Genomic DNA, 22,305 nt, shown 5'->3' with positions numbered 1-22,305 from the left:
GGTGTGCTCATGCGTCGTCGGATCTGATTTTCGCGCTCAGAGCCTGTACGGCGTCACCGTATTGCTTCCGGTCGAACTGAAAGGGGCCGAACGCCGTGTAGTCGCGTTCCGGGCGGTAGGGCTGCTCGAAAGAGTCCCAGATCACGAACTCGCCCGTCACGGCGATACGGGCCATGAGCGGCCAGCAACCCTGCTCGCCGCATTGACAGCCGAGCAGGACTGTCATCCCCAGTACGTCGGCGGACCGGCCATGGAAGTAGTCCTCCACCGGACCCAGCCGGGAAAGCTGCGGAAAAATACCGCCGTAGGCGTCGCCTGCGGGCTGCATCCCGGCTCCGGTCTCGAACGTGTCGATTAGGTCGGTGAACGGTGTTCCGTCGATGCGGGGGACGACCTCAAGCCCGTCGCCGTAATCCTCGCGGCGCTGACAGTCGAATTGGATCTCATTGCTGGTCATCCCCTGATGATCTCAATACCCTCCTTTCTTCCTTCGCCCCGGCCCGGTTGAGCCGGGGCGAAGCAATTCCAGCAGGCGAGTGGTCTGCGGCGGGCTGCCGGTCTCAGGCGCGTCTCACATGTGCGTACCGCCGTCGATACGTATCTCCGTACCGGTGATGAACGCGCCGTCCTCGGAGGCCAGCATCGCGATGACGCCCGCGACCGTCTCCGGGGGCGCGAAGCCCTCGCCGATGGCCGGCAGCAGCTTTCCGAACAGGCTCATGTCGGCGTCCGCCGGCAGGCCCGGGTCGTCGGTCATGCCGGACCGCACCGAACCCGGCGCCACACACACCGCGCGCAGCCCCTGCTTGGCGTACTCGCTCGCGATGGCGTGTGTCATGGACTGGATGCCGCCCTTGCTGGCCGCGTACGCCGCCATGTAGGGGTGCGCGAACGCGGCGGAGGTGGAGCTGAAGTTGACCACCACCGGCGCCCGGCCGCGCAGCAGCGCGGGCAGTGCCTCGCGGATCATCAGGAAGGTGCCGGTCAGGTTGACCGCGATGATCCGGTTGAAGGCGTCCAGGCTGGTCTCGTGGGTGTGCGAGGCGCGCAGGATGCCCGCCGCGTTGACCAGCACGTCCAGTCCGCCCAGTTCCTCGACGGCGGCGGCGACGCCCGCGCGCGCCGCGGCCTCGTCCGCGATGTCCAGGACCGCGGTGCCCAGCCGGTCGGCGTGGCCGTCGGCCGCGGCCCGCTCCGCGGTGGCCTTCAGCCCCGCCTCGCTGATGTCGGCGGCCACCACCCGGCCGCCTTCGGCCAGGACCCGGTGGACGGTGGCCTGTCCGATGCCCGACCCGGCTCCGGTGATCAGGACGCGGCGTCCGTCGAAGCGTTCCATATGGCTCTCTCCTGCCTTCGGTGTCCGCGTCCGCCGCGGACGACACCGGCACCGTACGCCTAGGTGGCACGATGTGCCACATCAGCGTGACGTGTCAGTTCGACGTACGGACGACGTAAGCTCGCCCCATGCCCACCGCACCGCGCCCCACCGCACCGGCCCCCGCTCCTCTGCCGTCCGCCGCCCCCTCCCTGACCGAGCGGCGCAAGGCGGAGACCCAGCTGGAGATCGCCCGCGCCGCGGCGGCCCTGTTCGCCGAGCGCGGCAGCGCCGTCACCGCCGACGACATCGCCCGGTCCGCGGGCGTCGCCCTGCGCACCTTCTACCGGTACTTCCGCGCCAAGGAGGACGCGGTCGCACCGCTGCTGGCCGTCGGCGTACGGCAGTGGCTCGCCGACCTGCGCCAGCTCGCGGCGGAGACAGAGGCGGAGGCAGACGGCCGGTCCGTACGGGACGTGCTGGAGCGGGCGGCGCGGCAGGCGCTGACGCCGTCCGACGAGCGGGCCGCCGAGGCGCTGCGGTGGACGCGCGGGCTGCTGCGGGTGATGCGGGACGATCCGGCGCTGCGCTCGGTCTGGCACCGGGTGCACCACGACTCCGAGGAGGCGCTGATCCCCGTCCTCGCCGGGCTGACGGACGGCGGCCCGGCGGAGGTACGGCTCGCGGCGGCGGCCGCGAACACCGCGATGCGGGTCGCGGTGGAGACATGGGCGGCGGACGAAACCCCGGAAGGGCAGGCGGCCGATCCTGCCGAGCTGGTGGTGCGGGGGATGCGCGCGCTGACGGCCGGCCTGTCCGGGCTGGACCGGCGCCGGACCTGACACCGGAACCGGACGTGACACTGACGCCGGACATGACACTGCCGCCGGGCCCTTGAAGGACCCGGCGGCAGCCTTGGCCACGGGCTCTTACGGAACGAGCCCCGCCCCAGCGCCTACAGCGCGCGCTCCAGCCGCTCCGCCACCAGCTTGGTGAAGCGCGCCGGGTCGCTCAGCTCCCCGCCCTCGGCGAGCAGCGCCATGCCGTGCAGCAGCTCGGCCGTCCCGGCGAGGTCCGCGTCGTCGGGACGCTCGGCGTGGGCCTTGCGCAGCCCCTCGACCAGCGGGTGGCCCGGGTTGAGCTCCAGGATGCGCTTGGCCTCGGGCAGTTCCTGGCCCATGGCGCGGTACATGTTCCGCAGCGCCGGGGTCACGTCGTCGGTGTCCGAGACGACGCAGGCCGGGGAGACGGTCAGCCGGGAGGACAGCCGTACCTCCTTGACCTCCTCGCCGAGCCGCTCCGTCATCCAGGACAGCAGCCCGGCGAAGTCCTCCTGCCGCTTCTCGCGCTCGGCCTTGTCCTCCTCGGACTCCTCCTTCGCGAGGTCCGCCTCGCCCTTGGCGATCGACCGCAGCTCCTTGCCGTCGAACTCGGGGACGGTCTCGACCCACACCTCGTCGACCGGGTCGGTCAGCAGCAGCACCTCGTAGCCCTTGTCCCGGAAGGCCTCCATGTGCGGCGAGTTCTCGATGGCGGTACGGGACTCGCCGGTCATGAAGTAGATGTGCTCCTGGCCCTCCTTCATGCGCTCGACGTACTGCTGGAGGGTGGCCGGCTTCTCCTGGTCGTGGGTGGTGGGGAACGAGGCGATACGCAGGATGGCGTCGCGGTTCTCGTGGTCGCTGAGCAGGCCCTCCTTGACGACCCGGCCGAACTCGCCCCAGAACGTGGCGTAGTTCTCCGGGCGCTGCGCCATCATCTCCTTGACGGTGGACAGCACCTTCTTCACCAGCCGGCGGTGCATGAGCTGGATCTGGCGGTCCTGCTGGAGGATCTCGCGGGAGACGTTGAGCGAGAGGTCCTGGGCGTCGACGACACCCTTGACGAAGCGCAGGTACTCGGGCAGCAGCGCTTCGCAGTGGTCCATGATGAAGACGCGCTTGACGTAGAGCTGCACCCCGCGCCGGTGTTCGCGCGCGAAGAGGTCCTGCGGCGCGCGGGACGGCAGGAACAGCAGCGCCTGGTACTCGAACGTGCCCTCCGCCTGCATCCGGAGCGTTTCGAGCGGGTCGGACCAGTCGTGGCTGATGTGCTTGTACAGCTCGTGGTACTCCTCGTCGCTCACCTCGTCCCGGGAGCGCGCCCACAGCGCCTTCATCGAGTTGAGCGTCTCGGGCTCGGCGGCCTCGGCGTCCCCGGCGTCCTCGGTGCCGCCCTCCTGCTCCCCGTCCGCCGGGGCCTCGGGGGCCATCCGGACCGGCCAGGTGATGAAGTCGGAGTACCGCTTGACGATCTCCCTGATCTTCCAGCGGGAGGTGTAGTCGAAGAGCTGGTCCTCCTGGTCGACCGGCTTGAGCCGCAGGGTGACCGCGGTGCCCTGCGGCGCGTCCTGGACCGGCTCGACGGTGTACGTGCCCTCGCCGGTCGACGACCAGCGGGTGCCCTCGCTCTGTCCGGCGCGGCGGGTGACCAGCGTGACCTCGTCGGCCACCATGAACGCGGCGTAGAAGCCGACGCCGAACTGGCCGATCAGCCCCTCCGCGGTGGCCGCGTCCTTGGCCTGCTTCAGCTCCTGGAGGAACTTCGCGGTGCCGGAGTTGGCGATCGTCCCGATGAGCTGGACCACCTCGTCGTGCGACATGCCGATGCCGTTGTCGCGGACGGTCAGCGTCCGGGCCTCACCATCGGTCTCGATGGCGATGTGCAGGTCGGAGACATCGGCGTCGAGCGACTCGTCGCGCAGCGCTTCGAGGCGCAGCTTGTCCAGCGCGTCGGAGGCGTTGGAGATCAGCTCGCGCAGAAAAACGTCCTTGTTCGAGTAGATCGAGTGGATCATCATCTGCAGGAGCTGGCGTGCTTCTACCTGGAACTCGAACGTCTCGGTCGGCATATGTGTCAATTCCTTCTTGTGTCACCAGGTGGCGGACCGTCCCGAGAAACTGTAGATGAGCCGGTCAGGCGGTACGCGCGCTTCCGCGGCCCAGCCGTACGGACAGCCTCGTGAACGGCCGTGCGAGCGGTGGTGCACCCCGGGGGGCGCGGGCGCACCCTCGCGCGCCGGGCCGACGCCCTCTCACACCCCGCCACTCCCCCGGCACGCTCCGTCGGCAGCCGCAGTTCGGCCATTAGCGGCGAACCCCCACGAGCCCCCTGCACCCCCACGAACAACGGGAGTTGGCTGCTTTTCGCCGCACACCCGACCCGGCCGGAACCCCGCGCCCCCGATGTTCCCGCTGCCCGCGCGGCATAGCACACATCACGTACCGAAACGCCCGTCGCGCCACTTCACGCCAGCACACAGCGCTTTCAACCAACGACTGAAAGTCACCGACGGATGTGCTTTCCTGATGCGCCTCGGCCAGACTCCTCACCGTCCGGCATTCGAGACGACAACCGAAGGAGAGTTCGAAAATGCGGTACATCACTGGGGGGATCGCGCTCGGCGCGGCGCTCGTGCTCGGCGGCCTGGCCACCACGGCCCAGGCGCAGCCCGCGACGCCGAAGAGCCTGTACGCACCCTCGGAGTTGGTCCTCACCGTGGGGTACGGGGACAACGCCGCTACGGCCTCCATCCAGCGCGCGGTGTCGCTGAGCTGTAGCTCGTCCGGAACCGGCACGCACCCGATGGCGCGTGCCGCCTGTGCCCAGCTGCGCACCGCGAACGGCGACTTCGACGCGATCACCAAGTCCGCGACGGACCGTATGTGCACCAAGGAGTGGAACCCCGTCACGGTCACCGCGAACGGTGTCTGGCAGGGCCGCCGCGTGGCCTACGAGCACACCTTCGCCAACCCCTGCGCGATGGAGGGCGGCAAGGGCCTGGTCTTCGAGTTCTGACGACTCCAGCCGGGTGGTGACCCGCTGAACGGTGCGGCCGCCTCCTCGCCGCCGCACCACCGGCCGGCCCCCGGGCGTCTTCACGGATGCCCGGGGGCCGGCCGCCCCCGTTGCTCCGCGCGCGGCCCGCGCACCGCGCTGCCGCCCCGCCCCCTCCACGGGACGGCAGCGCGGAAGCCCTCGCACCGCCCGCCGGAACGGCACGGCGTGCGGCTCTCCGGCTGCTCGCCGGATTCATTTCGGCCACGGGGCTGATGCATCATTAGAGCCAGCCGCGACGGGCTTGGCAAATCCGTTCCGACCGCCGAACGGGAAAAGCCGGAAGGGCAATTCGGCAAAGGACTCCCGACTTCCGGAAGTCGTCGCGCACCGCGCCAGCGAAACACCCCCATACCGGACATTTGGCGGCCGCTTTCCCAGAAAGCGACTCTCTTGAGAGGTGCCTCACACTCCTTCGAAAGGGCGGGTCACATGACATTCCCGTCAACATTTCAACGGCTCGTATAACGTCATGGAAACGATTCCCTGGCAGCGTGGTTGCTCGTCGCCGCCGGAAGTATGCCGCCGGGCGCCGTACACCGCCCGGCCGGCATCCACCGGCCCGGCAGTATTTACACAGCCTCCTTTCCTATTCATTTGCCGACCGCCGGGCTGCCGACTCCGACGCCGCGGCACGCCGTCCGTACGCAACGCCGGAAAACGGCAAACGTCCCCCGGCGGCAATTGCCGCCGGGGGACGTTCCACTACGGAATGGCTGTGCTCAGCACATCGGCCGCACGGCCGGCCCGTGTCAGCCGATCTCCGCGCCGACCGCCTTCAGGGCCGCCGGGACCGGCTGGAAGTAGGTCTCGCCGCCCGAGGAGCAGTTGCCGCTGCCGCCCGAGGTCAGGCCCACCGCGGACTCGCCGTCGTACAGCGCGCCGCCGCTGTCGCCCGGCTCGGCGCAGACGTCGGTCTGGATCAGCCCTTCGACCGTCCCCTCCTGGTAGTTGACGCTCGCGTTCAGCGCCTTGACCGTGCCGTCGTGCACCTGGGTGGTGCTGCCGCTGCGCGTGACCTTCTGGCCGACGGTCGCCTCGGCGGCCTTGGTGATCTTCTGCGGGCTGCCGCCGTAGGTGTTCACCTCGCTCGGGTGCGCGATGTCCGCGGTGTACTTGGCGATGGCGTAGTCACTGCCCGGGAACTTGGACTCCTCGGTGCTCGCGATCTCCTGGCCACCCTGCTTGTCCGACCACGACTTGACGGCGTTGCCGCAGTGCCCGGCGGTCAGGAAGTAGGGCTGGCCGCCCTTGGTGACGTTGAAACCGAGCGAGCAACGGGAGCTGCTCCCCCAGATCGCGTCACCGCCGGCGATGAACGGGGTGAACTCGCTCTTGCTGCGCTGGAGCGTGGCCTTGCTGCCCAGGCTCTTGACGACCTGGTTCAGTTTGTCGAGCTTCGCGCCCGAGACCGTGCGGTCGGCGGTGACGACGACCTTGTTGGTCCGCGGGTCCATCGCCCAGGCCGTGCCGGGGATGGTGGCCCGCTGCTTGAGCGTCTGCCGGGCCGCGTCGAGCTGGGCGAGGCTGTGCCGGACCATTCTGGCCTCGGCGCCCTTGGCCCGTACGGCGCCGGCCGCCGCCCGGTCGGTGACGTTGACGACCAGCTTCTTCGCCGCCGCGTCGTAGTACGAACCGGCCGCGTGGCCGCTGAGCTGGGACGCGAGCGTGGTGGCCGCGGCGGGTGTCAGCTGCTTGAGGGCCGGTCCGTCCGCCGCGTTGGCGTTGGCCAGGGTGAGCGTCGCGGTGGCCGCGAGGGCCAGCGCGCCCGCGCCGGCCAGGACTGCGCGCCGCTGAGTATTCCGTCGGTGCTTCAACTCAAAGCCTTCCGTGGGGGGATGGGCCGCGGTGTGTGGGGGGCCGCGGGCCCGGAGGGTGTTGAGATACGGACACGGAACGGGAGTTGCCTGCGCAGCCTGCCGCAGGAAGTCGCGTCCATGCCAATGCGCGGTTTCAAGTATTCCGATTAACGGGTCTCGCGCACAAGAACGAGATCCGGTCTGGAGAACGGAACGCACCCGACCGGTCGTTCGTCCCGCGTTCCGATATCCGCGCACGTCGTTTCCCTGTGCGGACACCAAACGGACACTTTGGAGTGGCCGGGAACGGGCCTCCGGCGCGGTCTACACCTGTCCGAAAACCGATGTTCCAGGCCGGACTTCACCCACCGGCGCCGGAACGCCGCACGGGAGATTCAGCCCGGCGAGGGACTTCCTTCGCACACCAGGACAGTATTTCCACCCCCGGGAACCGCCGCTCCCGCGTCAGGGGAGCTGCTCCGCCTCCGGCAACTCCTCCAGCGCGACAGCCGCTTCGGCATCCGGCGCGGTTCCGGACAGCGGGACGGACGGCGGAGCGGACGGCGGAGCGGGTTGAGGCGCGGACGGCGGGGCCGATCGGGGCACGGACGGCGGCGCGGACGGCGGCGCGGCCGCTGCCCCCCTCCGCTCGTACGCCTCCGTCTGGGCCTGCGCCTGGAGCCCGGAGCGCTCCAGGAAGCGCAGCAGCTCCACCGGGAACGGCAGCACGAGCGTGGAGTTCTTCTCGGCGGCGACCGCCACCACCGTCTGCAGGAGCCGCAGTTGCAGCGCGGCGGGCTGGTCGGACATCGCCTGGGCCGCCTCGGCCAGCTTCTTGGACGCCTGGAGTTCGGCGTCCGCGTTGATGACCCGGGCCCGCCGGTCGCGGGTGGCCTCCGCCTGGCGGGCCATCGACCGCTTCATGGTCTCCGGCAGCGACACGTCCTTGATCTCCACCCGGTCGATCTGCACGCCCCAGCCCAGCGCCGGGCTGTCGATCATCACTTCCAGCCCCTGGTTGAGCTTCTCCCGGTTGGAGAGCAGGTCGTCGAGGTCGCTCTTGCCGATGATGGAGCGCAGCGAGGTCTGGGCGACCTGGGAGACCGCGAAGCGGTAGTCCTCGACCTTGACCACCGCGTCGGCGGCGTCCACGACCTTGAAGTAGACCACCGCGTCCACCCGGACCGTCACGTTGTCGTGGGTGATGCCCTCCTGGGCGGGCACCGGCATCGTGACGATCTGCATGTTGACCTTGCGCATCCGGTCGACACCCGGAACGATCATGGTGAAGCCCGGCTCGCGCGGGACCGACGTCAGCCTGCCCAGCCGCAGGACGACGCCCCGTTCGTACTGTTTGACCACGCGCGCCGCCGCCGCCACGTACACCGCGCCCGCCGAGGCCAGCGCGATCCCGGCCGTCACCAGTTCCTCGACCATCACGGCCCCCTGCCGTATGCGCCCATGTCCGAGTTCGTGCGTCCTCACCACGGTATGACCGGCCCCGGGAACGGTCGAGGGTGCGCGTCGGCCTTGCCCGCGCGCCGCCGACGACGGGCCCCCGCCCGCGGGTGCGGACGGGGGCCCGGGTGCTGCCGGCTGCGTGGGCGGTGCGGTGTGCGAGGCCGTCCGGGCGCGGTACGCCAGGTCCGGGCGGCCTTGGGCGTCAGTAGATGCTGACCCCGTACGCGCTGATCGCTTCGGTGACCGGCTGGAAGTACGTGGTGCCGCCGGAGGAACAGTTGCCGCTGCCGCCGGAGGTCAGGCCGAGCGCGGTGCTCCCGGCGTACAGGGGGCCGCCGCTGTCGCCGGGCTCGGCGCACACGGTGGTCTTGATCATGCCGTAGACGACGTCGCCGTTGCCGTAGTTGACGGTGGCGTTCAGACCGGTGACCTTGCCGGTGTGGGTGCCGGTGGTGGAGCCGCGGCGGGTGACGTTCTGGCCGACGGTCGCGTTGCCGGCCTTGGTGATGTCCTGGCCGCCGACCGTGCCCTCGTGCGGAACACTGGTGTTGCTGTACCGGACCAGGCCGTAGTCGTTGACCGGGAAGCTGGAACCGGCGGTCGGGCCGATGCTCGTGCTGTGCGAGGAGTTGGTGTACCAGGGCGGGTTGCCGTCGGTGCAGTGGCCGGCGGTCAGCAGGTAGTACGTGCTGCCCTTCTTGACGTTGAAGCCGAGGGAGCAGCGCCAGCTGGTCGCGTAGATGGCGTCGCCGCCGGAGATCAGCTTGCGCAGCACGCCGGGTATGCGCTCCACCTTCAGCGCGCCGGCGTTGGCGCCCGCGGCCTGCTTGATCTTGTCGAGCTGGGCCTCGGTGACCCGGCTGTCGGCCTGGACGACGACCTTGTCGGTCTTCGGGTCGACGACCCAGGCGGTGCCCGCGACGTCCGCGGAGCGTACGGAGTCGCTCACGGCGGCGAGCTGGGACGCGCTGAACGTGGTGGGCGGGGCGGGTTCGCCCGCGTGGGCGGTCGGCAGGGTCATGGCGCCGATCGCGGCCAGCCCGGACGCGAGGGCGATCAGCCGTCCGCGTCTCGCGATGCCGCTCCGGGGGGTAGTGCGCTCGAACCTCACTGCTACCTCCGAGGGGATCGGAAGACCTGCCGGTGGGCAGGTCCGCATGACGCTGCCCGGTGGGCCCGCGGGACTCCGCACGTCCCTGTGGTGCGTGCCCCGGACAGCGCTGCTCGGGAGTTTCGAGGGCCGGGACCGCCCGCGCAAGGGTGCCTTTCGGACGCCCGCCCGAAGCCCGTACGCACACACGCCACAGCAGCATCGAGCCCGTACGCACACACGTCCCGGCAGCATCAACTCTCACTGCCGGGACGGTGGTTGACCCCCTCGGTCGGAGGTTCGACGGTTCAGCGCACGACGCGGTTCCGCTCCCCCGCACGCAGGGCGAAGGGCAGGGTGTTGCCGGGCGGCGGGAAGGGGCAGACGAAGTGGTCGGCGAAGGCGCAGGGCGGCAGCAGGGTGCGGTTGAGGTCCACCGGCACGGTACCGTCGGCCGCGGGGGGCGGCGTCCGCAGGAAGCGGAAGCGGTAGCTGTCCGTGCCGCTGGTGGCGTCGGCGAGGACGGCCCACAGGGTGCCGTCGGCCTCGACCGCGACCTGGAGGGTGTGCTCGTCGCCGTCGAGGGTGAAGGCCAGTTCACCGGCGAGGCCCAGGCCCCGCTCCCGCCCGTCGGCGTTGGGCACCTGGACCGTGCGTGCCGCGCCGTACGGCCGGAACAGTCCGGGCCGTGCCCAGCGCTCGTCGTAGGGAAAGACGTCGATGCCGCCGAAGGTGCGCCGGGCCGCGGAATCAGGGTCGAAGATCCGTACGGCCCACTCCCCGTCGCGGCGCAGCACCGGCAGCCGCCGGCCGTCGTGCGCCACCCGGGCGGTCGCGGGGGCGCCGTCCGCGCCGAGCCGTACGGTGCCGTCCAGCGGCGCCCCGTCGACAGTCAGTCCGTCGGCGGCGGCCGCGCGCAGGAGCACCGCGTCGCCGTCCGCGCTCCAGTGGCCCGGTACGCCGTCGAGGTGGCCGTCGGGGAAGCCGGCGAGCCAGTGTGTGGCGGTCAGGGCGAGCGGGCCGTACGGGAGGGCGATCTCGGCGGCGCGCCGCTCGTGCCAGGCCTGCCAGTGCTGCTCGGCCTGGGTGCCGGTACTGCTCGTGGTGTTCATACGGTCAGTCCTTCCCTACGGGACGTACCGGATCCGGCAGCCCCAAGTGAGAGCGCAGGGTCGTGCCCGCGTATTCCGTCCGCAGGACGCCGCGCTCCTGGAGCAGCGGCACCACCCGGTCGACGAAGTCGTCCAGGCCGCCGGGGGTCAGGTGCGGTACGAGGATGAAGCCGTCCGCGGCGCGGGCCGCCACGCAGGCGGTCATCTCCTCGGCGACGGCAGCGGGCGTGCCGACGAAGGACTGCCGTCCGGTCGTCTCGATCACGGTCTCCCGGATGGACAGGCCCTTGGCCTCGGACAGTGCCCGCCAGCGGTCGGCGACCGCCTTCGGGTCGGCGATCCTGACCCGGCCCTGGGCGAGCTGGGAGCCGGGGTCCGGGTCGATGTCCGGCAGTGGTCCGTCCGGGTCGTACCCGGACAGGTCCACGCCCCAGACCTGTTCGAGGGCCAGCAGCGCGTTCTGCGGGGAGACCTGTTGCCGGCGGATCACGGCGGCCCGTTCCTGGGCGTCGGCCGCGGTGTCGCCGAGGACGAAGGTGACGCCGGGCATGATCTTCAGGGAATCGGCGGTCCGGCCGTGGGCGGCCAGCCGGCCTTTGACGTCGGCGTAGAACTCCTGGCCTGCCGCGAGCGTGCTGTGCCAGGTGCTGCGTTTACCCGGGGTACGACCCCCGGAGCCCCAGCCGGTGAAGACGATGTCGGCGGTGGCGGCGGCGAAGGCGCGGCCCTCGGCGGAGTCGCCCGCCTGGATGACGACGGGGTGGCCCTGCGGACTGCGCGGCAGGGTGAAGGCGCCCCGGACGCGGAAGTGCGGGCCCTGGTGGCTGACCGGCCGCGGCACACCGCCCGCCGTCCAGGAGTCCCACAGCGCGCGGGCGGTGGCGACGAACTCGGCGGCCCGGGTGTAGCGGTCCGCGTGGTCGAGGTAGCCGCCGCGGCGGAAGTTCTCGCCGGTGAACGCGTCGGAGGTGGTGACCACGTTCCAGGCGGCGCGGCCCGCGCTGAGGTGGTCCAGGGTGGCCAGCCGCCGGGCGAGTTCGTAGGGCTCGTTGAAGGTGGTGTTGACGGTGGCGGCCAGGCCCAGCCGGTCGGTGACGGCCGCCAGCGCGTTCAGTACGGTGATCGACTCCGGGCGGCCCAGCACGTCCAGGTCGTGGATGCGGCCCTTGTGCTCGCGCAGCCGCAGCCCCTCGGCGAGGAAGAAGAAGTCGAAGCGGCCGCGCTCGGCGGTACGGGCGAGGTGTTCGAAGGAGGCGAAGTCGATCTGCGATCCGGCCCCCGGGTCGGTCCAGACCGTGGTGTTGTTGACGCCGGGGAAGTGGGCCGCCAGGTGCAGGCGCCGGAGGCCGGGCGCGGCAGTCGGAACGGGCGCCGCGGGTGCGGGCGCCGTACGCGTCGATGTGCTGGACCTGGTCACGAGGAGACCTTCCGGGCCGGGGCGTAACGGTTCGCCGGGCGCGGCAGGCCGAGGTGTTCGCGCAGCGTCGCGCCCGGGTAGAAGCGGCGGAGCAGGCAGCGGTGCTGGAGCACCGGTACGGTGCCGTCGACGAGCAGCGCGAGGTCGCGCGCGGGGTCGGCGGGCCGCAGGTGGAAGCCGTCGCCCGCGCCGTCCGCGTGCCAGTCGCCGAGCAGGTCGGCGAGCCCGACGGCGTCACCGGAGCAGTACAGCTCGACCGGCAGCGAAGCGAGGACCAGCAGCCGGTCCGGGTCGCGGCCCAGCGCGCGGGCGCGCTCGCGCAGGTCGGCGCGGGCGGCGGCCGCCGTGGCGGGGTCCTCCACCCGGACGAACGCGACGTCCGCGTGCGCCGCGGCCACCTGCCGCGCGGGCCGGGCGGTGGCGTCGACGGCGACGACTGGACGGCCCTGCGGCGGTCTGGGGGTGATGGACGGCCCGCGTACGGAGAAGGAGGTCCCGCGGAAGTCGACGTGGTGGAGCTTGTCGCGGTCGACGAACCGGCCCGTCGCGGTGTCGCGGATCTCCGCGTCGTCCTCCCAGCTGTCCCACAGCCGGGCGGCCACGTCGGCGACCTCGCCGGCCTCCCGCCACAGCGCGTCGGCGGGCGCGGCCTCCCGGCGGCCGAAGAGGCGGGCCTCGGCGGGGGTGCCGGACACCTCCACGGTCCAGCCCGCCCGGCCGCGGCTGACCCAGTCCAGGGTGTTCACGGCGGTCGAGACGTGGAACGGCTCGGTGTGGGTGGTGGTGACGGCCGGGACCAGGCCGACGCGGCCGGTGCGCGGCGCGACCCGGGCGAGGACGGCGAGCGCGTCCGGGCCCGGCCGGGCGAAGGAGTCGCCGAGGGTGACGAAGTCCAGGGTGCCGCGCTCGGCGAGCCGGGCCAGGCGGACGTAGTGCTCGGGGTCGTAGACCTCGGTGGCGCGGCGGGCCCGGCGGGGCGGCCCGTCGAGCGCGAAGGCGAGGTGCAGGGGGCGCAGGGAGCAGGGGGGCTGGGGCATGGGGCGGCCTTTCGTCGCTGTGCACGTGGGGTGGCGGGCGCCGTGGTGCTGCTCAGCCGGGCGGGCACCGGGCCGGCTCCGGTACGGCGTGCGCGCGCAGGAACCGCAGCAGGGCGCGGGCGGTGGCGTCGTTCTGCCGGAAGGCGGGCGCGTTGGTACGGGGCCGGGCGAAGGCACCGGAGGCACGGGCGTCGGTGTGCGGGCTGAGGGCGAAGCGGCGCGGGTGCGGCTGCCCGGCGCGGTCCAGCACCCGGCCGTCGCCCGGGTCGACGGCGAGCAGGCCGCTGCCGGTGGCGGCGGCCCCGTCGTCGTACAGGCCCCGCAGCAGGGCGTCCTTCGTGTCCGTCACGGTGGGCTGCGGGAGCCGCGCCTCCACCAGCGCCCGGGCCTCGACCCGTACGCCCGGCACGCTCTCGCTCGCGGCCGAGAACACACCGCGCTCCGGGTCGGCGGTGACGGTGGTGCCGGCGCCGAGGAAGCGCACCACTCCGGCGCGGGACAGCGCGAGCAACTGCCGCAGGCGGGGGCCGGGCGGCCCGGAGGCGAGGTGGCTGAAGAAGCCGTGCCACCACGGGCCGTGGTCGCCGAGCCGTACGAGCTGCCCGTACACCGACAGCAGGGCGAGGAAGACGGCCAGGTCAGGGCTGTGGGCGGGGTCGTGCCGCCGGGCGAGGTCGGCCTCGATATAGCCGCGCAGGCCGTCCTGGAAGGCGTCCGCGCCGGGGAAGCGGACGCCTTCCAGCGGCCGGTCGAGAGCGTCCAGGTCGAGGTGGTCGGCGGGGTCGGGGACGGCGGCGGCGACCAGCGCCCGCAGTTCCGGGCCGAGCGGTCCGGCGGCCGCGTACTTCTCCTCGAAGGCGGCCCGGTCGCCGCGGACCCGCTCCGGGTGCGCGGTGAACAGCCGGTGGTAGTGGGCGTGGCCCAGCTCCTTGGCGATGAGCGGCCAGACGTCGCGCCGGAAGTCGTAGCCGCCGGGCCGGGCGAGCAGGTCGTCCACCTGCGCGGGCCCGAAGAAGCGCGGCAGCGGCGGTCGTTCGCCCTGCCAGGTGTAGCCGATCTTGGAGTGGTACGGGACGCCGCGCCGCGACCCGACGTACAGGACCGGCTCCTTCCCCGACGGCCGGTACACCGGCTCCCCGTCCGGCCCGGCCTCGTACGCGCCGCCGCGTCCTTCGGTGAGCAGCGCCATCAGATCGACGAAGGCGAGTCCGAGACCGCGCACGAGCACCGGCTCGCCGGGGACCAGGGCGTCCAGGCCCGCGTCGGCGGTGAAGCCGGACGGCAGGTAGGTCAGGTGGTGGCGCGCGGCGAAGGCCGCCAGGTCCCGCTGGTCCGGCGGCGGCCGGCTGTCGAGGTGGCCGAGGGCGAGGACGACGAGGTCGGCGACGAGCGGGGCGGGGCTGTCCTCCAGCCACACCTGCTGCCGGCCGCCGCGCGGGCCCGTGACCCGCACCGCGCGGCAACGGTGCTCGTGCACCGCGACGCCCGGTGGCAGCGCGGCCACTGCCTGCTCGTACACCCACTCCAGGTAAGCGCTTTGCACCTGCCGTCCGGCGAAGTCCTGCGGCCCTAACCCGCCGGCCGGCGCCGCCAGTTCGCCGGGTACGGAGAGTTCGCCCGCGCGCACCCGGGCGGCCCACTCGGCGAGCGAAGGCCCGGGGCGTACCGGTCCCCGCAGCTCGACGGACGCGTCGGTGAACATGGTGACGTCCTCGGCCGTCGAGTTCATCCACAGCAGCGGGGACTGGTCGCGGCGCCAGACGCGCCCGCCACCCGGCGGGTACGGGTCGACCAGATGCAGGTCCAGGGGCGCGTCGCCGTACAGCTCGGGGGCGTTGGCGGCGATGCGCTCGATCAGCCCGGTGCCGCGCGGGCCCGCGCCGACGAGGACGACGGCGGGGCGGTCCGGGGCACGGGGCGGGGTACGGGACGGAGGATGGAGGGGCCGCGGGGGCGGCGCGGGGTGCGGCGCGTTGTCGGTCGCAGACATGCGTGAAGGCTCCGTGGACGCAGTGATCCCACTGGGAGTTGAGCGTCTTCACACACGGGCCCGGAGGCCGCACCGGACCGCGCCCCTCAGCACGGCCGGTCCTTGAGGCTATGTGCCCGGGACGCCCCGCTGTCAAGGCTGTCCGGACTGTGGGCAGCGGGGCACGTCATGGTTGACGGGAAACCGGATGCCTGTTCCACTTGGCCGCATGGACTCACGGCAGTGGCTGGTCACCCGCGACCACATCGACTTCGGTCGTGTGTGGTCGGCGTCCTGTTGAGCTGACCCGCTGCCCGCCCGACGCCGTTCCGGCCGGGCCCTTCGCGGCTTCTCCTCCCGTCCGCCGCGCCTTCACACCTCCGCGCCCCGCCGGCGCACCCCTCCCCTCGTAGCTCCGCCCTTGCCTGCCGTTCCACGCTTCACCCTCGCTCCCCGCCTGCCCCGTCCGGTCCCGGTAACGCATTGTCGACAAAGTTCGGCGGCCGCGCTGCCGGGCCGCCGGCACGGCCCCGGGTCAACGCCGCGCCTCGCACCTGCGGCCGGCCGGGTTCACCTGGCCCCCCGTACGGGGTGGAACGGGACACCGCCCGCACAGGGGCGGTTCGTATTCCGTCCGGTTTGGATGCAAGAACGATCGGGTACCGGTCGGCCACTGGACGTTCCGACACTCGATGTGACAGCCTTCACACGGTCAGTTCCCGCGACTCTTCCCTGTTCTGACGCCATGCCACCCTCTTTGCACCAGATGTGTCACGAACCCCCCGTGCGGCGGCTATCCACTTGGCAGAGCATCCGCATCATGGACGACGATAGAGGTGCGGACACACAGACCGCGGGTGAGAGGAGGCGTCAATGGGATCGGTACGCAAGGCAAGCGCCTGGCTGGGCCTCGTCGACGACAACGATGACGAGCGCTACTACGACGACGACTACGCCGAGGGGTCCGAGCCCGGCAGCACCGGGAACAGCCCCTGGGTGACCGACCCGCGCGTCCAGGTCGCCGACGAGAGCGCCCAGGACCAGGGCACCCGCATCGCCACCGTCACCCCGGAGGGCTTCGGGGACGCCCGCGGCATCGGGGAGCTGTTCCGGGACGGCATCCCCGTCATCGTCAACCTGACCGCGATGGACTCCTCCGACGCCAAGCGCGTGGTGGACTTCGCGGCCGGGCTGACCTTCGGGCTGCGCGGTTCCATCGAGCGGGTCGCCACGCGCGTCTTCCTGCTCACCCCGGCCGACTACCGCATCCTCAGCGGTGAGCCCGGCCGGCGCCGCCCCGAGGGCGGCTTCTTCAACCAGAGCTGAGAGCGGGGGCGGGTCCGTCGTTCCGGCCGGTGGCCGGGGCGGCCGACGCCCCCGGCCACCGGCCGGCTCCGCTCAGCGGAACGCGTCGAGGCCGGTGAGCGCCTTGCCCAGCACGAGCTGGTGCATCTCGACGGTGCCCTCGTAGGTGAGCACCGATTCCAGGTTCGTCGCATGCCGCATGACGGGATACTCCAGCGAGATCCCGTTCGCGCCGAGGATCGTCCGGGCCGTACGGCAGATCTCGATCGCCTCCCGTACGTTGTTGAGCTTGCCGAAGCTGATCTGTTCCGGCCGCAGCCGCCCCGCGTCGAAGCGCCGCCCCAGGTGGTGGGCGAGCAGGATGCCCTTGTGCAGCTCCACGGCCATGTCGGCCAGCTTGGCCTGGGTGAGCTGGAAGCCGCCGATGGGCCTGCCGAACTGCTCGCGGGTACGGGAGTACTCCAGCGCGGACTCGAAACTGGCGCGCGCGGCACCCATCGCGCCCCACACGATGCCGTACCGGGCGTGGCCCAGGCAGCGCAGCGGACCGCCCAGTCCCTTGGCGTCGGGGAGCACCGCGTCGGCCGGCAGCCGTACCTCGTCCAGGATCAGTTCGCTGGTGACCGAGGCGCGCAGCGACCACTTGTGCCGGATCTCGGGCGCGCTGAAGCCGGGGGTGCCGGCCGGGACGAGGAAGCCGCGGATGCCGTCGTCGGTCTGTGCCCAGACCACCGCGACGCCGGCCACCGACCCGTTGGTGATCCACATCTTGCGGCCGGTGAGCACCCAGTCGCCGCCGTCCCGCTTGGCGTACGTGCGCATGTCGCCGGGGTCGGAGCCGTGGTCCGGCTCGGTCAGGCCGAAGCAGCCGATGGTCGCGCCGGACGCCATGTCCGGCAGCCAGCGCTGCTTCTGCTCCTCGGAGCCGAAGCGCCAGATCGCGTACATGGCGAGCGAGCCCTGGACGGAGACCAGCGAGCGGATGCCCGAGTCGGCCGCCTCCAGTTCCAGGCAGGCCAGGCCGTACTGGACGTGCGAGGCGCCCGCGCAGCCGTAGCCGGTCAGCGCCATGCCGAGGGCGCCGAGGGAGCCCAGTTCGCGGGCCAGTTCGCGGATGCCGGGCAGTTCGCCCCGCTCGTACCACTCGGCGATGTGCGGCAGGACCCGGTCGCCGGCCCACTGGCGGACGGTGGCGCGTACCGCCCGGTCCTCGTCGGAGAGCAGGTCGTCGAGGCCCAGCGGGTCTTCCGCGTCGAAGGGCGGGAGCTTCGGGGACGGGGATGCGGACATGGCGGGGCCTCCGGTAGCTGCGCGCGCACAAAAACTAGCGGTGTTAGTTATCCGGATCCGACGTTACGGGCGGCCACAGCACGGCGGCAAGAGCCCCCGCCATGGACGTCACTCCCGCCCGGCCGTCCCGCCCCGTACGCGAAACCCCCGCTCAGCGCCGTACTCCCCGCGCCGCCGCAGTCCCCGCTCCCCCCTTGGTTGGTCCCCGCTACCGTCCGGTGTTCGCGCGCGCCGGCTCCGGGCCGCAGTGCGTCCCGTCGCTGTCGGTCCGGTCCCCCGAGTCCGCGGCCCGCCGCGGCAGCCGCAGCGCGATCGCAGCGCCGACCAGCAGCAGCACGGCGCTGGTGACGAGTGTGACGTGCAGTCCGTGCACGAAGGCGCCCTGCGCGACGTCACGCAGCACCCCCTGGGCCTTGCCCCCGAGCGAGGAGGCGACCTTGTACGCCTCGCCCAGCGAGTGCGCGGCCGAGGCGGACGCCCGCTCCGGAACGCCGTCCACGTGGGCGAGTCCCGGTGCGTAGGCGGCGTTCATGACGCTGCCGAGCAGGGCCACGCCGATGCCGGCGCCGAGCTGGTAGGAGGTCTCGCCGATGGCCGCCGCGCCGCCCGCCTGGTCGGCGGGGGCCTCGCTGAGCATCGACTCGTAGGCGCCGAAGAGCGTGCTCTGGAAGCCGAAGCCGAGCAGCACGAAGCCGAGGACGAGCAGCCAGGGCCGGTCCGTCTCGTCCATCGCGGTCAAGCAGAGGACGGCCGCCGCGGTGAGTACGAAGCCCAGCGAGACCATCACCCGCGGCCCGACGGCCTGCAAGACCTTCGAACCGGTCAGTCCGGCGGCCATCGCGGCGAAGACCAGCGGCAGCATCCGCAGCCCGGTCTCCAGCGGGCTCAGACCGAGGACCAGCTGGAGGTACTGCACGGCTATCAGCTGGAGCCCGACGAGGGCGAGCATCGCCAGCACGATGCAGCCCACCGAGGTGCCGAAGGCCGGGCGGGCGAACAGCCGCATGTCGATGAGCGGATGCTCGCGCTTGCGCTGGCGCCGTACGAAGACGATCAGCAGCAGGACACCGACGAGCATGGAGCCCAGCGTGGTCGGGCCGAGCAGGGTCTCGCCGCTGCCGATGCGCTTGACGCCGAGGACGACACCGAGCACGCCGAGCGCCGCGACGACGGCGCCGAGGGTGTCCCAGGGCCCGTTGCGCTCCCCCCGGGACTCCGGCAGCAGCCAGCGTCCTATCAGGGCCATGACCGCCATCATCGGGATGTTGATGAGGAAGACCGAGCCCCACCAGAAGTTCTCGACGAGGAAACCGCCGAGGACCGGTCCGACGGCGGCGCCGACGGCGGCCACCGCGCTCCACACCCCGATGGCGACCGCCCGCTCGCGCCGGTCGGGGAAGACCTGGCGCAGGATCGACAGCGTGGCCGGCATGATCATCGCGCCGCCGATGCCGAGCAGGGCCCGGGCGATCATCAGCGTCTGCGGGTTGGGGGCCAGCGCGGCGGCAGCCGAGGCCGCGCCGAACAGGCCGTATCCCATGAGCAGGATGCGGCGGCGGCCCACTCTGTCGCCGAGCGTGCCGAAGAGGATGAGCAGGGACGCCGCGATCAGCGGATAGATGTCCACGATCCACAGCAGTTCCACCGGCCCGGGACGCAGGTCCTCGGTGACCGACGGCACCGCCACGTACAGGATGGTGGTGTCCAGCGCGACGAACAGCAGGCTGACGCAGAGTACGACCAGAACGGTCCAGCGGTTGGCGCCGCCACCTCCATGCCGGGGAACACCCGCCGTCCGCTCGCTGCCGGACGTGGTCGTCCCGGACATTCGCGTACCTCCTGTCATGCTCTCGCGGCCGCGAGCCGGGGCGCGGGAGGCGCTCCGGCGGAACCGGCGGACGGGCGAGTTGAGACGTCAGACTACGCGAGTCGCATGACGTGACGCGTGGCTCACCCCATGATGAGACGCTCGTCGCAGGGCCCGGCGGTTCCCATACCCGTTGACGGGCGGCGGACTCCGGCCACGGGATAATCGGCCGGATGAACGATCTTGCCCCCTTTCGCGCCCCGGAGCGGAGCGGCCCCGGCCGAGCGGGCCGGCTGCGCTCCGCGCTGCGCCGGGCCGCCCCCGCCCTGCTGGTGTACGCCGCGATCCGGGCGCTGGGGCTCGTCGTGCTGGCGGCCTGGTCCGCCGCGCACGGCAAGAGCTGGCACACGCTGCTCACCGCCCGCTGGGACTCGCTCTGGTACACCCGGGTCGCCGAGCAGGGGTACGGCTACAGCGTCCAGCTGGCCAACGGGGACGTGCACTCGAACCTGGCGTTCTTCCCGCTGCTGCCGTGGCTGGAGCGGGGGCTGTCAGCGGTGACGTCGCTGTCCGCCGCCGACGCCGGACTGGCGGTGTCCTGGCTCGCGTCGCTCGCCGCCGCCTGGGCGCTGTACCTGACCGGCGAGCGACTGCACGGGCCGCGGGCCGGTGTCGCGCTGGCTGCGCTGTGGGCGGCGCTGCCGGTGGGGATCGTGCAGTCGATGGCGTACTCGGAGTCACTGTTCACGGCGCTCGCCGCGTGGGGGGTGTACTGCGTACTGACCGGGCGGTGGGTGGCCGCGGGGGTGCTGGCCTCACTGGCGGGGCTGACCCGGCCGGTGGGGGCCGCGGTGGTCGCGGCGGTGTGGATCACCGCGGCGGTGACGCTGTGGCGGGACCGCGCGCCGGGCGGCGGTCCGGCGGGTGGCGAGCCGGTAGGTGACGGTCCGGCGGGCGGCGGGCCGGTTACCCGGCCGGGCGGCGGGCCGCGTCTGCGCCGGCACCGGCGGATGCTGCTGGGCGTGCTGCTGGCGCCGCTCGGCTGGTGCGGCTATTTCCTCTGGGTGGGCGTCCGGGAAGGCGGACTCACCGCCTATCTGGACGTCCAGGGCGGCTGGGGCAACGGTTTCGACGGCGGCGTGGCCTTCGCCTCGTTCCTGTGGGATCTCGGCCTTCCGGCGGGCCTCGGGCTGCTGGCCGGTGTCGCCCTGGTGGTCTGGCTGTATGTACTGGGCGCGCGCCGGGGGCAGCCGCTGCCACTGCTCGTCTACGGCGGCGCCGTCCTGCTGCTGGCGCTGACGGCCAAGGGGTACTTCGGCTCCAAGCCGCGCCTGATGATGCCCGCCTATCCGCTGCTGCTGCCGCTCGCCGCCGGACTGGCGCGGCGGCGTCCGGCGGCGGCCTGGACGGTGACGGCCCTGGTCAGCGCGGGGTCGGCGGTGTACGGGGCGTTCTGGCTGAACGGTTCGGGTCCGCCGTGAACGGAGGATTCCCTTCCGTGCGCGCCGCTCCGGGGAAACGGACCGCGACACCCGCGCGAATCGGCGATAAACTTCGCCGGTGAATTGGAAAGAAGCCTCTCGCGGCCCCCTTCGACGCCCCCGCCGGATGCAATCCGACGGCCGTTGAATTCCTTCCGAAATCCCCTGGCCAAAGTCGCGTTTGAGACAGATTGCACATCACATCGTCATTACAAAGCTCACAGTTTGACCAAGCGCCGACATCACACGCGGTAACGTCGATTGAGTGCGTACCGATGACAAGCTCGACCAGATGGAGGAGCACCCGCCCGACCGCCCGCCGTCACGCATGACCCGGACCCGCTGGTGGCTGTTCGGGGGCACGCTCGCGGTGTACGTGGCGATCGTGGCCGGTGTGCTCGCCACCTCATGGCTGGTCACCTTCGACTGGCAGGCCATGCTCTTCCGGCCGTACAAGCAGTGGCCGGAGATCCACGCCTTCCTGGACTACTTCGTGGTCCTGGGCCAGCGCGGCCCCACCGCGGTCGCCGTCGCGGCCTGGCTGGGCTGGCGCTGCTGGCGGACCAAGAACCTCCACCCGCTGCTGGTGCTCGGCACCTCGCTGCTGCTGCTCAACATCACCGCGGGCGCCGCCAAGCTCGGCATGGGCCGGCTCGGCCCGCACTACGCGACCACCATCGGCGCCAACGAGATGTGGCTGGGCGGCGATATATTTCCTTCAGGGCACACCGCCAACGCCGTCGTCACCTGGGGCGTCCTGGCCTACCTGGCGACCACTCCGCTGCGCCGCCGCGCACTCTCGGTGATCGCCGCGCTCGGCGCCCTGGGCGTGGGCATGACCACCGTCTACCTCGGTACTCACTGGGTCAGCGATGTGCTGCTGGGCTGGGCCGCCGGACTGCTGGTGCTGCTCGCGCTGCCCTGGTTCGAGCCCGGGGTGGAGTGGGCCGAGTCCCGGCTGACGGCCCTGTGGCAGCAGCTGCGCACCCGCTGGCTGCCGGCGCCCGCGCCGCTCACCCCGGCACCCGCCCGTACCGGCCTGTCCGCGCCGCGGCCGGCGCCCGAGGAAGAGGTGCTGGTCCGGGACGCGACGGGCGCCGCCAGGCCGGGCGCCGCCGCCCGTGCCGCGGACAGCCGCCCGCACCACCCGCCGCGGCCGCACACGGTCCGCTCGGAGCGCACCCCGGTCACCCCGACCGGCAGCCGGCGCCCGCCGCACGCGGACCGCGCGCCGCGCACCGCGCCGCTGGCCCCGGCACCGGTCCGCGGCCGCACCGGCGGCAACTGACCGCCAGGGGACTCGCGGGGACGGTACGCACAGCCTCTCCCCCGCGTGGCCGACGGCC

17 protein-coding genes are annotated in these 22,305 nt (G+C 72.3%); 5 read left to right on the top strand and 12 right to left on the bottom strand.

From position 1 onward, the window contains the following. Positions 1 to 7: 7 nt before the first annotated feature. On the bottom strand, positions 8 to 457 hold the full coding sequence (locus tag JXZ78_RS22210; RefSeq protein ID WP_030019487.1) for a hypothetical protein: 450 nt from the start codon (positions 455 to 457) through the stop codon (positions 8 to 10). A 114-nt stretch (positions 458 to 571) separates the two neighbouring features. Continuing rightward, on the bottom strand, positions 572 to 1,336 hold the full coding sequence (locus tag JXZ78_RS22205; protein WP_030019486.1) for an SDR family NAD(P)-dependent oxidoreductase: 765 nt from the start codon (positions 1,334 to 1,336) through the stop codon (positions 572 to 574). A gap of 128 nt (positions 1,337 to 1,464) precedes the next feature. On the opposite strand from JXZ78_RS22205, the gene JXZ78_RS22200 reads away from it, so the two are divergent. After that, a complete protein-coding gene (locus JXZ78_RS22200; RefSeq protein WP_030019485.1) occupies positions 1,465 to 2,157 on the top strand; it encodes a TetR family transcriptional regulator in 693 nt (230 codons plus the stop codon). 113 nt (positions 2,158 to 2,270) lie between these two features. Here the strand turns inward: JXZ78_RS22200 and htpG are convergent, their stop codons facing one another. Further along, positions 2,271 to 4,205, bottom strand: coding sequence for a molecular chaperone HtpG (gene htpG / locus JXZ78_RS22195; RefSeq protein ID WP_030019484.1), 1,935 nt, complete (start codon positions 4,203 to 4,205; stop codon positions 2,271 to 2,273). A gap of 521 nt (positions 4,206 to 4,726) precedes the next feature. Here htpG and JXZ78_RS22190 point away from each other — a divergent pair. After that, entirely contained in the window at positions 4,727 to 5,152 is a 426-nt protein-coding gene (locus JXZ78_RS22190) for a subtilase-type protease inhibitor (RefSeq protein WP_030019483.1), read from the top strand. A gap of 791 nt (positions 5,153 to 5,943) precedes the next feature. On the opposite strand, the gene JXZ78_RS22185 is transcribed toward JXZ78_RS22190, so the two are convergent. From JXZ78_RS22185 to JXZ78_RS22155, 7 genes are all read right to left on the bottom strand, one after another. Further along, complete coding sequence (locus JXZ78_RS22185; protein WP_030019482.1) at positions 5,944 to 7,008, bottom strand: S1 family peptidase; 1,065 nt, start codon at positions 7,006 to 7,008, stop codon at positions 5,944 to 5,946. 447 nt (positions 7,009 to 7,455) lie between these two features. After that, on the bottom strand, positions 7,456 to 8,427 hold the full coding sequence (locus JXZ78_RS22180; protein WP_030019481.1) for a slipin family protein: 972 nt from the start codon (positions 8,425 to 8,427) through the stop codon (positions 7,456 to 7,458). Between the two features lie 226 nt (positions 8,428 to 8,653). Then, a complete protein-coding gene (locus tag JXZ78_RS22175) occupies positions 8,654 to 9,562 on the bottom strand; it encodes a S1 family peptidase (protein WP_030019480.1) in 909 nt (302 codons plus the stop codon). Positions 9,563 to 9,849: 287 nt separating this feature from the next. Then, on the bottom strand, positions 9,850 to 10,653 hold the full coding sequence (locus JXZ78_RS22170) for a DUF1684 domain-containing protein (protein WP_030019479.1): 804 nt from the start codon (positions 10,651 to 10,653) through the stop codon (positions 9,850 to 9,852). A gap of 4 nt (positions 10,654 to 10,657) precedes the next feature. Then, positions 10,658 to 11,989 (bottom strand): NtaA/DmoA family FMN-dependent monooxygenase, encoded by a 1,332-nt coding sequence (locus JXZ78_RS22165; RefSeq protein ID WP_030019478.1) that lies wholly within the window; start codon positions 11,987 to 11,989, stop codon positions 10,658 to 10,660. Positions 11,990 to 12,066: 77 nt separating this feature from the next. Then, positions 12,067 to 13,107 carry an LLM class flavin-dependent oxidoreductase gene (locus JXZ78_RS22160; protein WP_030019477.1) on the bottom strand — a complete coding sequence of 347 codons (1,041 nt, stop codon included), beginning with the start codon at positions 13,105 to 13,107 and terminating at the stop codon, positions 12,067 to 12,069. A 52-nt stretch (positions 13,108 to 13,159) separates the two neighbouring features. Further along, positions 13,160 to 15,097: an FAD/NAD(P)-binding protein gene (locus tag JXZ78_RS22155; protein WP_078624147.1), complete on the bottom strand. Its 1,938-nt coding sequence runs from the start codon at positions 15,095 to 15,097 to the stop codon at positions 13,160 to 13,162. A gap of 852 nt (positions 15,098 to 15,949) precedes the next feature. Between JXZ78_RS22155 and JXZ78_RS22150 the strand changes: the two genes are divergently transcribed. Next, entirely contained in the window at positions 15,950 to 16,402 is a 453-nt protein-coding gene (locus JXZ78_RS22150) for a cell division protein SepF (RefSeq protein WP_030019475.1), read from the top strand. Between the two features lie 72 nt (positions 16,403 to 16,474). On the opposite strand, the gene JXZ78_RS22145 is transcribed toward JXZ78_RS22150, so the two are convergent. Both JXZ78_RS22145 and JXZ78_RS22140 read right to left on the bottom strand, forming a co-directional pair. After that, positions 16,475 to 17,671 (bottom strand): acyl-CoA dehydrogenase family protein, encoded by a 1,197-nt coding sequence (locus tag JXZ78_RS22145; protein ID WP_030019474.1) that lies wholly within the window; start codon positions 17,669 to 17,671, stop codon positions 16,475 to 16,477. A 208-nt stretch (positions 17,672 to 17,879) separates the two neighbouring features. Further along, entirely contained in the window at positions 17,880 to 19,499 is a 1,620-nt protein-coding gene (locus JXZ78_RS22140; RefSeq protein WP_030019473.1) for an MFS transporter, read from the bottom strand. A gap of 212 nt (positions 19,500 to 19,711) precedes the next feature. Between JXZ78_RS22140 and JXZ78_RS22135 the strand changes: the two genes are divergently transcribed. Together JXZ78_RS22135 and JXZ78_RS22130 are read left to right on the top strand one after the other, a co-directional pair. Continuing rightward, the gene (locus tag JXZ78_RS22135) at positions 19,712 to 20,959 is read left to right on the top strand and encodes a putative hexosyltransferase (protein ID WP_030019472.1); all 1,248 of its coding nucleotides are present in this window, start codon (positions 19,712 to 19,714) and stop codon (positions 20,957 to 20,959) included. Positions 20,960 to 21,224: 265 nt separating this feature from the next. Beyond that, positions 21,225 to 22,247, top strand: a complete 1,023-nt coding sequence (locus tag JXZ78_RS22130; RefSeq protein ID WP_030019471.1) for a phosphatase PAP2 family protein — start codon at positions 21,225 to 21,227, stop codon at positions 22,245 to 22,247. Positions 22,248 to 22,305 lie beyond the last annotated feature (58 nt).

It is taken from the genome of Streptomyces monomycini (assembly GCF_022271435.1).
Classification (GTDB): Bacteria; Actinomycetota; Actinomycetes; order Streptomycetales; family Streptomycetaceae; genus Streptomyces; species Streptomyces monomycini.
This window is presented reverse-complemented; position numbering and strand designations above follow the sequence as displayed.

Excerpts from the sequence above, each read along its gene's own strand:
- JXZ78_RS22160 (WP_030019477.1), bottom strand. The coding sequence starts at position 13,107 with ATGCCCCAGCCCCCCTGCTCCCTGCGCCCCCTGCACCTCGCCTTCGCG.
- JXZ78_RS22145 (WP_030019474.1), bottom strand. The coding sequence starts at position 17,671 with ATGTCCGCATCCCCGTCCCCGAAGCTCCCGCCCTTCGACGCGGAAGAC.
- JXZ78_RS22180 (WP_030019481.1), bottom strand. The coding sequence starts at position 8,427 with ATGGTCGAGGAACTGGTGACGGCCGGGATCGCGCTGGCCTCGGCGGGC.
- JXZ78_RS22190 (WP_030019483.1), top strand. The coding sequence starts at position 4,727 with ATGCGGTACATCACTGGGGGGATCGCGCTCGGCGCGGCGCTCGTGCTC.
- htpG (WP_030019484.1), bottom strand. The coding sequence starts at position 4,205 with ATGCCGACCGAGACGTTCGAGTTCCAGGTAGAAGCACGCCAGCTCCTG.
- JXZ78_RS22170 (WP_030019479.1), bottom strand. The coding sequence starts at position 10,653 with ATGAACACCACGAGCAGTACCGGCACCCAGGCCGAGCAGCACTGGCAG.
- JXZ78_RS22210 (WP_030019487.1), bottom strand. The coding sequence starts at position 457 with ATGACCAGCAATGAGATCCAATTCGACTGTCAGCGCCGCGAGGATTAC.
- JXZ78_RS22205 (WP_030019486.1), bottom strand. The coding sequence starts at position 1,336 with ATGGAACGCTTCGACGGACGCCGCGTCCTGATCACCGGAGCCGGGTCG.
- JXZ78_RS22155 (WP_078624147.1), bottom strand. The coding sequence starts at position 15,097 with ATGTCTGCGACCGACAACGCGCCGCACCCCGCGCCGCCCCCGCGGCCC.
- JXZ78_RS22140 (WP_030019473.1), bottom strand. The coding sequence starts at position 19,499 with ATGTCCGGGACGACCACGTCCGGCAGCGAGCGGACGGCGGGTGTTCCC.
- JXZ78_RS22150 (WP_030019475.1), top strand. The coding sequence starts at position 15,950 with ATGGGATCGGTACGCAAGGCAAGCGCCTGGCTGGGCCTCGTCGACGAC.
- JXZ78_RS22135 (WP_030019472.1), top strand. The coding sequence starts at position 19,712 with ATGAACGATCTTGCCCCCTTTCGCGCCCCGGAGCGGAGCGGCCCCGGC.
- JXZ78_RS22200 (WP_030019485.1), top strand. The coding sequence starts at position 1,465 with ATGCCCACCGCACCGCGCCCCACCGCACCGGCCCCCGCTCCTCTGCCG.